At 45.6% G+C, this 13,222-nt stretch carries 12 protein-coding genes; 3 read left to right on the top strand and 9 right to left on the bottom strand.

Going from position 1 to position 13,222, the window contains the following annotated elements; genetic code table 11:
- Window positions 1-274: 274 nt before the first annotated feature.
- From ybaK to copA, 3 genes are all read right to left on the bottom strand, one after another.
- A complete protein-coding gene (gene ybaK, locus IQ211_RS06695) occupies window positions 275-751 on the bottom strand; it encodes a Cys-tRNA(Pro)/Cys-tRNA(Cys) deacylase YbaK (RefSeq protein ID WP_189759633.1) in 477 nt (158 codons plus the stop codon).
- Between the two features lie 75 nt (window positions 752-826).
- Complete coding sequence (locus IQ211_RS06690) at window positions 827-1,639, bottom strand: TraB/GumN family protein (RefSeq protein ID WP_189759632.1); 813 nt, start codon at window positions 1,637-1,639, stop codon at window positions 827-829.
- Between the two features lie 129 nt (window positions 1,640-1,768).
- Window positions 1,769-4,516: a copper-exporting P-type ATPase CopA gene (gene copA, locus IQ211_RS06685; RefSeq protein WP_189759631.1), complete on the bottom strand. Its 2,748-nt coding sequence runs from the start codon at window positions 4,514-4,516 to the stop codon at window positions 1,769-1,771.
- Between the two features lie 79 nt (window positions 4,517-4,595).
- Here copA and cueR point away from each other — a divergent pair, with 79 nt between their 5' ends.
- Window positions 4,596-5,000: a Cu(I)-responsive transcriptional regulator gene (gene cueR, locus IQ211_RS06680; protein ID WP_189759630.1), complete on the top strand. Its 405-nt coding sequence runs from the start codon at window positions 4,596-4,598 to the stop codon at window positions 4,998-5,000.
- Here the strand turns inward: cueR and IQ211_RS06675 are convergent.
- The 5 genes from IQ211_RS06675 to tesA all read right to left on the bottom strand — a co-directional run bounded on the left by IQ211_RS06675 (window position 4,991) and on the right by tesA (window position 8,882).
- Entirely contained in the window at window positions 4,991-5,452 is a 462-nt protein-coding gene (locus tag IQ211_RS06675) for an NfeD family protein (protein ID WP_189759629.1), read from the bottom strand. The two genes, cueR and IQ211_RS06675, sit on opposite strands and share 10 nt — an antisense overlap.
- 19 nt (window positions 5,453-5,471) lie before the next feature.
- Window positions 5,472-6,404, bottom strand: coding sequence for an SPFH domain-containing protein (locus IQ211_RS06670; RefSeq protein ID WP_189759628.1), 933 nt, complete (start codon window positions 6,402-6,404; stop codon window positions 5,472-5,474).
- Between the two features lie 48 nt (window positions 6,405-6,452).
- Window positions 6,453-7,331 carry a thioredoxin family protein gene (locus IQ211_RS06665; protein ID WP_189759627.1) on the bottom strand — a complete coding sequence of 293 codons (879 nt, stop codon included), beginning with the start codon at window positions 7,329-7,331 and terminating at the stop codon, window positions 6,453-6,455.
- A gap of 71 nt (window positions 7,332-7,402) precedes the next feature.
- A complete protein-coding gene (locus tag IQ211_RS06660; protein WP_189759626.1) occupies window positions 7,403-8,182 on the bottom strand; it encodes an SDR family oxidoreductase in 780 nt (259 codons plus the stop codon).
- Window positions 8,183-8,249: 67 nt separating this feature from the next.
- A complete protein-coding gene (gene tesA / locus IQ211_RS06655; protein ID WP_189759636.1) occupies window positions 8,250-8,882 on the bottom strand; it encodes a multifunctional acyl-CoA thioesterase I/protease I/lysophospholipase L1 in 633 nt (210 codons plus the stop codon).
- On the opposite strand from tesA, the gene ybbA reads away from it, so the two are divergent.
- Together ybbA and ybbP are read left to right on the top strand one after the other, a co-directional pair.
- Window positions 8,853-9,539, top strand: a complete 687-nt coding sequence (ybbA, locus tag IQ211_RS06650; RefSeq protein ID WP_189759625.1) for a putative ABC transporter ATP-binding protein YbbA — start codon at window positions 8,853-8,855, stop codon at window positions 9,537-9,539. The genes tesA and ybbA overlap by 30 nt on opposite strands.
- Entirely contained in the window at window positions 9,536-11,968 is a 2,433-nt protein-coding gene (gene ybbP / locus IQ211_RS06645; RefSeq protein ID WP_189759624.1) for a putative ABC transporter permease subunit YbbP, read from the top strand. Before ybbA ends, ybbP begins: the two co-directional genes overlap by 4 nt.
- Window positions 11,969-12,129: 161 nt before the next feature.
- Here the strand turns inward: ybbP and IQ211_RS06640 are convergent, their stop codons facing one another.
- The gene (locus IQ211_RS06640) at window positions 12,130-13,185 is read right to left on the bottom strand and encodes an LLM class flavin-dependent oxidoreductase (RefSeq protein ID WP_189759623.1); all 1,056 of its coding nucleotides are present in this window, start codon (window positions 13,183-13,185) and stop codon (window positions 12,130-12,132) included.
- Between the last annotated feature and the right edge of the window lie 37 nt (window positions 13,186-13,222).

Raw genomic sequence — 13,222 nt, 5'->3', positions numbered from 1 at the left:
TGGATCCCTTTAACTGCACAACAAGAGGGACAGGTCACATCAATCTTTGCCATCTGAATGTTCTCCAAATAGGCATACTATACATGATTCAATAAATTGATGTCACGACCCATTTTATTCCTCTTTTATTTAAAGAAACTAAGTTAATTGAAATAGTAATTAGGGATTTCTTCGTTGTGAGGAAAGTATATCGACATTATTGTTTATCACAAGGCCCTGTTTTAAAGAAAACAGAGCCAGCTCGAAAAAATTCAGCGAGAATTGCAATTGATCTTCAAATTTTAGCAATATCAGCAAATGAGCAATGAAGTAATTGACATAAATCTATGGGGGACAATTCAATATCTAAACCACGTTTACCACCCGAAATAAATAGAGTTGGTAAGGTTTGCGCCTGACTGTCAATCACGGTAGGTAGACGCTTTTTCTGTCCCAACGGGCTAATGCCACCTACTAAATAACCCGTTACCTTTTGTGCCAGTTGAGGATCGGCCATATCTGCTTTCTTGGCCTTGAAAACTTTAGCCACTTTTTTCAAATCGAGTTGCCCAGAGACAGGCGTAACGGCGACAGCAAGATGTTTAGGATCACCATTCAATGAAACCAACAATGTTTTAAAAACCTGATTGGCATCTAAACCGAGTTTTTTCACCACTTCATCACCAAAATTATGTTCATTGACATCGTGGTCATAAGGATGAAGTTTGAAATTAATTTTTTGTTTTTCCAGCAAGACAACAGCGGGAGTCATATTTTTTCCTATAAAGATCAATTTATCACTGCTTATCCGTAATGGTTGACTTTCAGAATGAAGCAGATGAAGTTGCTATGTTTGCGGTTTTGCCAGCATCTGGCGTAAGTTGTTCTCACCGTGAAGGTGCAAAGCGCCTACTGTAACCAAATATTTTCCTGCTGGTAAGCTATGTAACTGTTCACTCCATTGACGGTTGCGTTCAGCCATTAAGGTTTGATAAATCTCTTCGCAGAATGTCATGGGTATTACCTGATTTTGTTTCTCCGGTTTGTAATTCATCCACCAGCTAATCATGGTCTGTAAAGCACGGGCATTAGTATGCCAATGGGTGATGGTATCTTCCAATAGTGAGATCCCACCGTTTGGCAAGTTGGTGAGAAGGCTTACTTGTGCATCAGTTCCTTCCAACTCGATAATGGGTTTATTGAGTGCTTGTGCACTGTTCAGTAATTGGCAATCGATACCATATTGGGGTTGTAACCCCAAATATTGGGCTTGGGTGGCTTGTAATATCAATGCGACTTGCCACGATGGCAATGGATCCAGCAACGTGACAGGATGTTGAATTTCCCGGCAATAGTGTTGCAGGCAGGCAAAATGTTCGGGAGATAAACGTTGTGATAACTCGGTCTGTTCAGGAAATGTTTCTTTGAAAGGGGAATTGGCCTGCGTGATATCTGCCTCGACAATCAGAGCATCCGCTTGCTCTAGCTGTTCCAACAATACTTCAGAAAGTGGGTACATGTTCTTAGTACCCATATGAATGCTGCCAACAATATGTAACTGTTTGTTGTTATTTAAATCGATGTCAAAAGCAGGATAAGGGTAATGTCGTTGGGAATTGAGCCCCAATATTTTACTGAAATATGACAGTAATTTTCCCATATTACATCCTCCAATAGCTGGCATTGGGCGGTATGCTAACCCGTTAATCACCAACAAGAAAGAGGGAAAAGTGCGGGATAAAAAGCTAAACGGAATAGGTTTAGCTTTTCATGGAGAAAATAAGTTAGGTCAGGACTTAGGTTTGAAACGTAATAAGCGATTGGCGTTACTGACAACAGTAATAGAAGACAGTGCCATGGCCGCACCTGCAACGACAGGATTTAATAAAGTGCCCGTGAACGGGTATAAAATGCCGGCCGCAATTGGAATGCCTAAGGTATTATAGACAAATGCACCAAATAGGTTTTGTTTCATATTACGCAATGTACCGCGGGATAATTCAACTGCATCAGCAACCCCGTGCAGGCTATGGCGCATCAGGGTAATTGTTGCGGTTTCTATGGCGATATCGCTACCGCTTCCCATTGCGATGCCGACATCCGCTTGCGCCAATGCAGGGGCGTCGTTTATGCCATCGCCGACCATCGCCACTTTTCTGCCTTCTGATTGAAGTGACTGAATGGCTGCGGCTTTACCATCAGGCAAAACACCGGCAATCACCTGGTCAATACCTGCTTCTTGGGCTATGGCATTCGCTGTGATGGGATTATCTCCTGTTAACATAACCAAACGATAGCCTTGGTGATGTAAGCGTTGCAGGGCAGAAATGGTATCCTGGCGCAAGGGATCACGGATAGAGAACAGGGCAGCGATTTTCCCATTGGCCGACAGAATAACGGGAGTAATGCCTCTTTCTGCCTGTGCCGCAATAAATGGCTTTAATTCTGTTGTTTCAATCTGATGCTGCTCAAGTAATTTTTGGTTACCCAATAACAGCGTAGCCTCTCCAATTTCTCCCTTAACACCCAATCCTGCGAGGGTTCGGAATGTTTGTACTTCGGGTAATTTTTGCCCCTCAACCTGCAATAAAATAGCTTTTGCCAAGGGGTGATTAGAGCCATTTTCTAATGCACCGGCCCATAGTAATACTTGCTCTTCGGTGAAACCATTAAAGGTGTGGATCTCTGTGACTTGTGGCATACCTTCAGTTAAGGTTCCTGTTTTGTCAAAGACAATCGTATCCAGTTGACTGGCATGTTGCAGAGCATCAGCATCACGCACCAATACACCTAATTCGGCTGCCCGTCCTACCCCTGAGATGATGGACATGGGGGTTGCCAGCCCAAGTGCGCAAGGACAGGCGATAATCAAGACGGTTGTCATGATGACCAGTGCGTACATGATTTGTGGGGCAGGGCCGACAAAATACCAAATCGCGCCAGCAATCAGGGCGATAGCAACGACAACAGGCACGAATATTGAAGATATTTTATCGGCCAATTGGCCGATTTCAGGTTTGCTGCTTTGTGCCTGACGAACAAGTTTAATAATGCGTGCCAAGGTTGTTTGGCTGCCAATGGCATTGGCTTTAAACAATACCGTACCATCCTGGACTACAGTGCCGGCATGGACGGTATCGCCAGTTGTTTTCTGCTGAGGAATAGGTTCACCTGTCAGCATGGCTTCATCCAGCCAAACTGTACCCTGAGTAATTTCACCATCAACCGGAACACGATCTCCTGTTGTCAGGCGTAGTATCATATTGGGCATGACATCGGCCAGAGGCACTGTTTTTTCACCTTCAGAGGTAACTAGCCGCGCCGTTGGTGGCGTGAGATCTAATAATCGCTCAAGGGCCTTGGAAGAGCGTTGGCGGGCACGTTGTTCCAAGGCATGGCCGAGATTGACCAAACCAATAATCATGGCACTGGCTTCATAATAAAGATGGCGAGCTTGGGGGGGGAAAATTTCTGGCCACAAATTGACGCTTATTGAATAGAGCCATGCGACACCAGTACCCAGAGCTACGAGGGTATCCATTGTTGCACTGCCATTTTTTAGACTTTGCCACGCATTACGATAAAAATGCCCACCTGCAAATAGCATTACAACCAGCGTCACCAAACCAATAGTTAGCCAAATGGTGTGGTTTGCTGGTGTGAGTATCATATTGTCGCCTACCATACCCCACACCATGACAGGCAATCCAACCACTAACGCAAGGGCCGATTGCCAGCGAAATCGGCGCATATTGGCCTGTGCTAATTGTTGCTGACGCTCACGGCGTTCTGTTTCATCCTGAATAATTTCCGCACCATAACCGGCCTTGATGACGGCTTCAACTAAGGCATTTGGTGAGGCGTGGCCTGTGACCAATGCGCTTCTTTCCGCGAGATTGACTCTGGCATGTTCCACGCCATCAACGGATTGCAGGGCTTTTTGTACCTTACTAACACAGCTTGCACAGCTCATGCCATCCAGCAGGAGCTGAATACTGTCATTACCACTCACATCATTTTTGTTGCTGTGTTCAACAGAAACGGTTTCTACCGGAGTCGAAGATATTGCCGCTGCCAAAGACTCCGGAGTCTGTGGAACATGTATTGCCAGCGGCTCAGTTTTTGGGTACTCGGTTTCCGTTGCTAATTCAGCGTGATATCCGGCTTGTTCGACTGCATGGATTAAGGCACTGTTCTCTGCTTTACCATAGATTTTTGCAGCTTGGGTATTAACTTCTGTGGCGATAACACCTTCTACCGCGTCCAATGCCTTTTGTGTTTTATTTGCACATTTCATGCAGCTTAAACCTGACAGGCGTAATACAACATCGGGTTGGGTGGCAACAGAGGCTTGATAATCTTCGGCAACAATGGCCGCAATCAATTCATCAGGTGAAACATTACTGATAACTTTGGCATAATTGAGGTTCACATCCGTCAGCTCAACGCCGGGTATTCTTTCCAACGCTTTTTTAACCCTGCCGACACAATGCATACAAGTCAGGCCTTGAAGTGCGAGAATGGTGGTTGTGGACATAACAATATCTCCTGATACAGAGTGATATACTTATCATTAAGGCTAAACCTTCCGGCAAGGGGAAGGTCAAGGGGAAATAATGAATATCAGTGAAATTGCCCGTAAGACCGGTTTAACCAGCAAAGCGATTCGGTTTTATGAAGAAAAAGATCTCATTACCGCACCAGAGCGGGGAGATAATGGCTATCGTCATTACCAAAAAAGGCATATTGATGAACTGATGCTTTTGCGTCAGGCGAAAGAAGTTGGATTTACGTTGGAGGAGTGTCGCGAATTGCTGCGACTATTTCGCAATCCTCACCGTCACAGTGCCGATGTAAAAATGGCAACCCTGCAAAAAGTGGCGGAAATAGAAAAAACGATGTTGGAATTGCAAAAGATAAAGGAAAAATTACTGGTATTGGTGGCTGAATGCCCAGGAGATGATGGGGCTGATTGTCCCATCATTGAGCATTTATCTGGCTGCTGTAAGTATCATGGTTGATGGAGAACCGGTTTCACCTTTAATGTGATCCCGTCGACGGCGATAACCTCAACTTCGGTATTGGCTGGAAGTTCTTGGTTACAATGAACGCGCCAACTGCCATCGGCCAGTTTGACTCGTCCAAAACCGTTTTCGGTATCCGTGATTAAACGGGTACGCATTCCAATCAACTGGTGGTTTTTCTGATTGAGCGCCTTATCACTAGTCTGGCGTGGGCGATGGCGTAGCCAGCTACGCCATGCAATAGCAGAAAGCAAGGTTAAGACAGCAAACAGAGTACCTTGCAATTCCCAGCCCATAGTAGGGAAAATCCATGTGATCAGGACAACAACGATGGCTGCGGTTCCTGTCCACAACAGATATCCTCCCGTTCCCAGCAATTCTGCAATCAGAAGCAGGCCACCAAAACAGAGCCAGAACCAGGCTGGCTGAGCGGCGATCTGTTCAATCATAACAATTTACCCTGTATGACTATTTATTATCTTGCTTGCTTTTCTTGCTTTCGGAAATTAATTCAGCAATACCACCAATGGCTCCCATTAAATTGCTGGCTTCCAGTGGCATCATAATCACTTTGCTGTTATTTGAGGCACCGATGTTGGTGAGGGCATCGGTATATTTTTGGGCAACGAAGTAGTTAATTGCCTGCATATCACCATTTGCAATAGCGTCAGAAACCATTTTGGTTGCCCGCGCTTCTGCTTCGGCGGCACGTTCACGGGCTTCAGCTTGGAGGAAGGCTGATTGGCGTTCACCTTCTGCTTTCAAAATTTGCGACTGTTTTTCTCCTTCCGCTTTCAAAATGGCGGCCTGACGAATACCTTCTGCCTCAAGAATATCTGCACGTTTGGTACGCTCGGCTTTCATTTGGGCGTTCATGGCGGAGATTAACTCTTTTGGTGGACGCACATCACGGATCTCAATCCGGGTGATCTTGACGCCCCATGGGTTAGTCGCTTCATCGACGATTGCCAGCAATCGGCTGTTGATGGAATCGCGTTGGGACAGCATTTCATCCAGTTCCATTGAGCCCAGCACAGTACGGAAGTTGGTCATGGTCAGGTTGATGATGGACAGTTCCAGATTGCTGACTTCATAGGCAGCACGTACGGGATCGACAACCTGGATGAAGCAGACGGCATCAATGGTGACATTGGCATTATCGCGAGAAATGACTTCCTGCGATGGAATATCCAGAACCTGTTCCATCATATTGATTTTACGACCGATACGATCAACAAATGGCATGATAATGTGCAGGCCTGGTGTTAATGTACGGGTGTAACGTCCAAAGCGCTCAACAGTCCATTGATAGCCTTGTGGAACGGTTTTGACACAGGTAAAGACGATAGCAATTGCAATAACGATTAAAATCGGGACAGCACCAAAAGAGAGTAAATCCATAACAATTCCCTTACTTAGCTAATTATGGAATATATAAATTTTCTTTACTTAATAGAGTAAAGAGTATACATGACGACGGTATTTAGATGCCAGAGCATCTCCAGTACCCAGTGCAGAGAGAATATCCATCATCGTCTTTTTCACTGCACCCTCGGCAGCGGAAAGATCCCTTTTTAGAAAACTAAATAGCAATTCCAGGGCTTCTGCATTACGGCCAACTTCGTGTAATTTGGCAGCCAGTTGTACGGCTAATTCTGCATTCTCTGGTTGAGTTGCCAACGCTTGTTGTAGTTGTCGAATCTCCGGTGAATCCGCCGCCTCTTGCTGTGACTTAAGGTATTCAAGTAATTCATTATAGTGTTCATCTTGTGCTTCTAATGGAACGGTATCCAGTATTTTTTGGGCTTCTTCAAGATGATTGAGTGAAAGATTCACTTGGGCCAGCAATAGGGTAATCTCTGTATCTTGTGGATCTTCTTGATGGATTTCTTTTAGTAAAGGCAATGCTTCCTGATCTTTGCCTTCTGCAAGTAGCTCGTTAATTTGCTCTAATGGCGATTTTTCCATTTGGGGGAGGAGAGTGGCAAAAAGTTTTTTGATGGCTTCATCTGTCTGGATACCCTCAAAACCCTGAACAGGGCGAGCTTCTTTTACAAACAGTACAGTAGGTAAGCTACGCACCCCAAATTGTGCAGCGATATGAAAAAGTTGGTCACAATTGACTTTAGCCAGGGTAAATAGTCCTGCATATTCATGGGCTATTTTATCAAGCGTGGTTTCTAATTCATGACAATGCAGGTCCTGTGGGGACCAGAAGTAGAATACGACAAGTTGGGTGAGAGAGTGCTGCACAACCTGGGCAATATTCGATTCATCAATATGAATGATAGAGGCAGTATTGTTGCTTGTATTCGCGGTTGGTTCCATGGGATTTTTCTCTGAGTCGTTGTAAGGTGATTACATGAATAAATAAGACTTGTTTGTCCGTTTTTCAATGTCTATTTACTTTGCCAGCGCAAGATCCTATCAAGCCATCGCTCAGGGAGTAGACGGCGCATCACTTTTACTCCATGAGTCAATAACGTAACCGAATAGCGTAATTTCGGGTTGGGACTTTCCAGTGCATGAATGAGTTTAGAAACGACCTCCTCAGGCATCAAAGTGAAACGACGAGCAAGACTTGGGTTCTCAACCGGATGATCCTGCTGTGTTTGATTAACATTCTCCGTAAAACGGGTATGGATTGGGCCAGGCTCTATCAGACTAACTTTAATATCTGTTTTTGCCAATTCGCCACGTAAGGCATCCGACCAGGCTTCAAGGGCATATTTACTGGCAGCATACGCCCCACGGCCTGGTGTCGAGATCAATCCCATAACAGAGCTGGTTTGGACAATCCGCCCTGCGCCATAAGCGCGTATAGCTGGCAGTAGCAGGCATGTCAGTTGATGGGTGCCAAAGAAATTGGTGGAAAACTGTTTTTCCATCTGTTCGCGGGAGATGCTTTCCAATGGGCCGTAGACACCAAATCCCCCATTATTGAATAGTCCGAATAAACGCCCGTTGGTTAATTCGATGACTTTCCTGGCTGCGCGCTCTACGCTTTCTTTATCATCTAAATCCAATTCGATGGGATCGAACCCCAACTCACGCATATGTGCCAAATCAGAGGGTTTGCGGCAAGCTGCGAGTACACGGTAGCCACGTTGGTGGAGGATTTTGGCCGCGACTAACCCGATCCCGCTAGAACACCCAGTAATAAAAATGGCTTTTTGCATAACTTTACCTATCCATCTGCATCAATTTATGGAAATAAATGATTTACTATTAAGAAATATTTTTTACTTAAGGAGAGTTGATATATGCCAACAATGTGTTGGACATCCAATCAGCAATAAAGGGTTGTGCAGCTTGATTAGGGTGCAACCCGTCATCTTGCATCCATTCTGGTTTGATAGCAACGTGCTCCATGAAAAATGGCAGCAGAGGAATTTGGTTACGTTTAGCAAGCACAGGATAAATTTTGGCGAAGGATTCGGTATATCGTTTTCCATAATTGGGTGAAATTTGGATTTGCATTAACAGTGGTTGTGCATCGGCTTGTTTAATCAGATTGATGCTCTGCTGCAAATCTTGTTCTATGTTTTGAATGGGAAAACCACGCAGTCCATCATTAGCACCAAGCTCGATCAAAACCCATTTTGGATTGTGCTGTTTCAATAACTCAGGCAAACGTTCAAGCCCTTGCGCTACAGTATTGCCACTAATACTGCCGTTAACAATGACTGTTTTTTTGCCAGTTTGTTGCCACTGTTTTGCCATCAGTGCAGGCCATGACTGCTCAACTGGTAAACGATATCCGGCACTGAGGCTATCGCCTAATATAAGCAGGGTATCTGCCGCCGCTGCTCTGGCACTGCATAGCACTAACAATAAAAGGAAAAATACATGGCTGTAGAAAGTATTCTTGAAGTTCATCATCTCACTAAACATGTCGGTCAAGGGGAACAGGTAATTAATATATTGCAAGGTATTGAGTTGGTTGTCGAGCCAGCACAGACAATTGCATTAATTGGTGAATCAGGATCAGGTAAATCAACGCTTCTGGGCATTATTGCCGGATTGGATGATGGTAGTGGAGGGGAAGTTCATCTATTGGGGCAAAATATCAGTCGCATGAATGAAGAGCAGCGTGCGCAGTTAAGGGCAGAAAATGTAGGTTTTGTTTTTCAGTCGTTTATGTTGATCCCCACATTGAATGCATTGGAGAATGTCCAGCTTCCGGCACTATTGCGTGGTGAATCGGAAAACCAAAGCCGTGAACAAGCCATTGAACTACTCGAATTATTAGGGTTAGGAAAACGCCTGAAACACATGCCAGCCCAGCTTTCAGGGGGAGAACAACAGCGGGTGGCTTTGGCGCGGGCATTCTGTACCCGTCCCAAAATTCTGTTTGCTGATGAGCCAACAGGTAACCTTGATCGCCAGACAGGAGATCGCATCGCCGATTTGCTGTTTTCCCTTAATCATGATTACGCCACCACGTTGATTTTAGTCACGCACGATAACCAACTGGCGGCGCGTTGCCAGCGTCGTTTACGTCTGGTAGATGGTAAATTGCGGGAGGAAGCATGATCTGGCGCTGGTTTTGGCGTGAATGGCGTACACCCTCTCTCCTGATTGTTTGGTTATCCCTGACCTTAGCGGTGGCCTGTGTACTGGCATTAGGGCGTATTAGTGATCGCATTGATCAAAGTGTGCATTATCAAAGCCGTGATTTTCTGGCGGGTGATCTTGTCTTAAGGGCTTCGTATCCCGTTGATGAAACCTGGTTGCAAAAGGCACAAGAACAGGGGTTGGTATTAAGTCGCCAAATCTCATTTTCGACCATGACATACGCGGGAGATATTCCGCAACTGGCTCAGGTGAAAGCGGCAGATGCGCGTTATCCGCTGTATGGCGAACTGGAAACCAATCCGCGTGGGTTAAAGCCGGAAAAAGGTTCTGTGTTGGTGGCACCACGATTGTTGACATTATTGGGTGTCAAGGTTGGGGATAATATTGACGTAGGGGATACCACGTTGAAGATCCGTGGAGAACTGTTGCAAGAGCCTGACAGCGGTTTCAATCCTTTTCAGATTTCGCCCCGAATTTTAATCAATATTGATGATGCCCAGGCAACCGGAGCGATTCAACCCGGCAGCCGCTTGACTTACCGTTATATGTTTGCGGGTTCTCCTGCCGCCATTCAATCATTCCGGCAATTCGTGGAGCCACAACTAAAAGCCGATCAACGCTGGCTGACTTTGGAACAGGATAATGGCGTCATGGCACAATCTATTGAGCGTGCCCAGCAATTTTTACTGCTATCAGCTTTGCTGACATTACTCCTTGCAGTAGCGGCGATGGCGGTTTCTATGGCGCATTATTGCCGCAGCCGACATAACCTGATTGCCATTCTGAAGACATTAGGGGCAGGGCGTTGGGCGTTGCGTCAATGGATCATTGGGCAATGGCTGGTGATATTACTGGCCGCCATAGTGGTAGGCTCCATTCTAGGTTTGGCTTTTGAGTCTGCACTGATTCGGATTTTGGCAGGAATGTTACCTAAGATGTTACCGGCTGCGGGAATGTGGCCGTGGGTATGGGCGGTAGCTGCGCTGTTTGGGATTGCCGTGTTAGTGGGGATTCGCCCTTATCGCCAACTTATGGCTACCCAACCTTCACGGGTATTGAGAAGTGACGTAACAGCATCCATTTGGCCCTTGCGTTATTATTTGCCTGCGGTGGCATTCATCATAACGGGAGGATTAGTATTACTGGCAGGTACTCAGCCGTTATTATGGTCGCTGTTAGCGGGAGTACCGATTGTCGCGTTGTTTCTCGCATTATTGGGATGGGGGGGATTATGGCTATTGCGCCGTGTGACGTTCCGTCAGTTAAGCCTGCGTCTGGCAGTCAATCGGTTACTGTGTCGGCCATTTCAGACCATGACCCAATTGGCAGCATTTTCCCTGTCATTCATGTTGTTGGCCTTGCTGATTATGGCAAGGGGAGATTTATTGAATCAATGGCAACAGCAATTATCGCCGAATAGCCCTAATTATTTCCTGCTTAACATGACCCAACCACAAACTGTTCAGGTTAATGACTTATTGGCTAAATACCAGGTGGAGCCTACCGATTTTTACCCTGTAGTATTGGCACGTTTGACGGAAGTGAATGGACAATCTGCGCTGGAATGGGCGAATGAAAAACACCCTAATAGTTCTACGGTACGTCGTGAACTGAACTTAACATGGAAAGCGGAATTGCCGCCTTTTAACACCTTGATTGCGGGAACATGGCCGCCAAAACCGAATGAAGTTTCCATGGAACAAAGCGTCGCTGAGCAGTTGAAAATCAACCTTGGAGACAGGCTCACATTCACCGGAGATACTCGAACATTTCATACTACGGTAAGCAGCATTCGCAAAGTGGATTGGGAGAGCATAAATCCGAATTTCATTTTTATTTTCGCCAAAGAGACGTTGGAAAATCAGCACAGAATGTGGTTAACCAGCTTTCATTATGAAGGTGATGGAAAGCTACTAACGGAAATTAACCGCCATTTCCCAACCATCAGCATGTTGGATATTGGTTCAATACTCAAACAAGCACAAGGCATTTTGCAGCAAGTTAGCAAGGCATTAGAAGTGATGGTCGTTTTGGTGATGATTTGTGGTGGATTGCTGTTATTGGCACAAATTCAGGTCGGAATGAGCCAGCGACAACTTGAACTGGTGGTATATCGCACATTAGGGGCAAGCAAAAAACTCTTGCGTCGTACATTGTGGAGTGAATTTGCCCTGCTTGGTTTTATGGCTGGTTTGGCCGCGGCATTGGGTGCAGAAATTGCACTTTGGTTGTTACAAACTCAGGTCTTTGATTTTCCGTGGCAACCACAATGGCAGATGTGGTTTCTGCTTCCCATCATCAGTAGCTTACTGCTTTCACTATGTGGTGGCTGGTTGGGTGTCCGGTTATTACGGAGGCCAGGGCAATATCGGCGCTTGCCGGAATAATTCTTATTTCTTTGATAAACCTCGTTTAAATTAACGAGGTTTATACCAATCTCACTTCAAAATGCGTGTGATGTCTCCCCGCTTTGCGGGGGAGACATCAGGTTTCATATCGTGTTGTAAATTGCAACTTGAAGTTTAATGTGTATATCAGCGGTATATTATCAGGCAAATTCTTCTCTTAACTTGGGCAGGATCTGATCGCCAAAAATCTTTAATCCTTTTATGTAATCGGGGAAAATCAACATAACGCCATCCAACTCACAAGTACGCATTAAATTTGTTAGTTGCTTGTAGCAGGTATCCGGCGTACCGATGGCAGTATGAGTCATAAAGGCGTTTTGGGAACGTTCTACCATCGCATTGCTTTTTCCATCCGTATCGACGCCAAAACTATGCATCATATTTTTGACAGCTTCCACATCCAAGCCCTGGCGATAGAACTGGGCGAGGGTTTCCGCATAGGCATCTGTTTCAGCGCAAATGACGGTACACATGCAGAATGTCTTAGCGGTTGTGTTGTATTCAGCAGCGATACGCTTTGCGCTTAAACTGATATTGCGCGTTTCAGTCTCATCCTTGCCACCGATAAAACAAACATCGGTGTGACGTACACTGAAACGTAATCCTTGTTCGGATTGGCCAGCACAAACGAGATAAGGGTAAGGAAGGGAAAGGGGTTTGGGTTCAGAAACGCACTGTCTTAAATGAAAATAAGTGCCTTCATGATTGACTTGTTTTTCACGCCAAAGTCGTTTGATCACCTGAGTCCACTCTTCAGTCATGGCGTAACGCTGGTCATGGTTCAAACTATTATCCCATGCACCCATTTGTTCAAATTCATCTCGGAATGAACCGGAAACAATATTCAGCCCCGCACGCCCCTGACTAATATGATCTAGCGTGGCGATCATTTTGGCTGTAACCGCCGGATTATGCAGTCCGGCATGAACTGTTGCGATTAATTTTGCGCGGTGGGTCACTTCGGCAATACCCGCCATCATGGTGACGGATTCAAGCGAGCAGCCCCAATGATCTGTTTCACCACCAAACCCACGCCATTTTCCCATGGACATAATGAAATCAAGGCCAATCTGGTCGGCCAAAATAGCAGCCTCTCGGTTCTGTTTATAAGACGCATCCAGTAGTGGTGTGTTTTTGGATATGATCCACCCACCTTTGGCGATGGGTAGAAATACACCGAACTCTTTCTTTGACATCGCTATTTCCTTGTTTCTTCGTTATTTCAGTTCATTT

This window comes from Xenorhabdus griffiniae (assembly GCF_015163655.1).
GTDB lineage: Bacteria > Pseudomonadota > Gammaproteobacteria > Enterobacterales > Enterobacteriaceae > Xenorhabdus > Xenorhabdus griffiniae.
This window is presented reverse-complemented; position numbering and strand designations above follow the sequence as displayed.

Coding starts and splice junctions, on each gene's coding strand:
- ybbP (WP_189759624.1), top strand. CDS start 9,536: ATGATCTGGCGCTGGTTTTGGCGTGAATGGCGTACACCCTCTCTCCTG.
- copA (WP_189759631.1), bottom strand. CDS start 4,516: ATGTCCACAACCACCATTCTCGCACTTCAAGGCCTGACTTGTATGCAT.
- IQ211_RS06675 (WP_189759629.1), bottom strand. CDS start 5,452: ATGATTGAACAGATCGCCGCTCAGCCAGCCTGGTTCTGGCTCTGTTTT.
- cueR (WP_189759630.1), top strand. CDS start 4,596: ATGAATATCAGTGAAATTGCCCGTAAGACCGGTTTAACCAGCAAAGCG.
- ybbA (WP_189759625.1), top strand. CDS start 8,853: ATGGCTGTAGAAAGTATTCTTGAAGTTCATCATCTCACTAAACATGTC.
- IQ211_RS06690 (WP_189759632.1), bottom strand. CDS start 1,639: ATGGGAAAATTACTGTCATATTTCAGTAAAATATTGGGGCTCAATTCC.
- IQ211_RS06665 (WP_189759627.1), bottom strand. CDS start 7,331: ATGGAACCAACCGCGAATACAAGCAACAATACTGCCTCTATCATTCAT.
- IQ211_RS06660 (WP_189759626.1), bottom strand. CDS start 8,182: ATGCAAAAAGCCATTTTTATTACTGGGTGTTCTAGCGGGATCGGGTTA.
- ybaK (WP_189759633.1), bottom strand. CDS start 751: ATGACTCCCGCTGTTGTCTTGCTGGAAAAACAAAAAATTAATTTCAAA.
- tesA (WP_189759636.1), bottom strand. CDS start 8,882: ATGAACTTCAAGAATACTTTCTACAGCCATGTATTTTTCCTTTTATTG.
- IQ211_RS06670 (WP_189759628.1), bottom strand. CDS start 6,404: ATGGATTTACTCTCTTTTGGTGCTGTCCCGATTTTAATCGTTATTGCA.
- IQ211_RS06640 (WP_189759623.1), bottom strand. CDS start 13,185: ATGTCAAAGAAAGAGTTCGGTGTATTTCTACCCATCGCCAAAGGTGGG.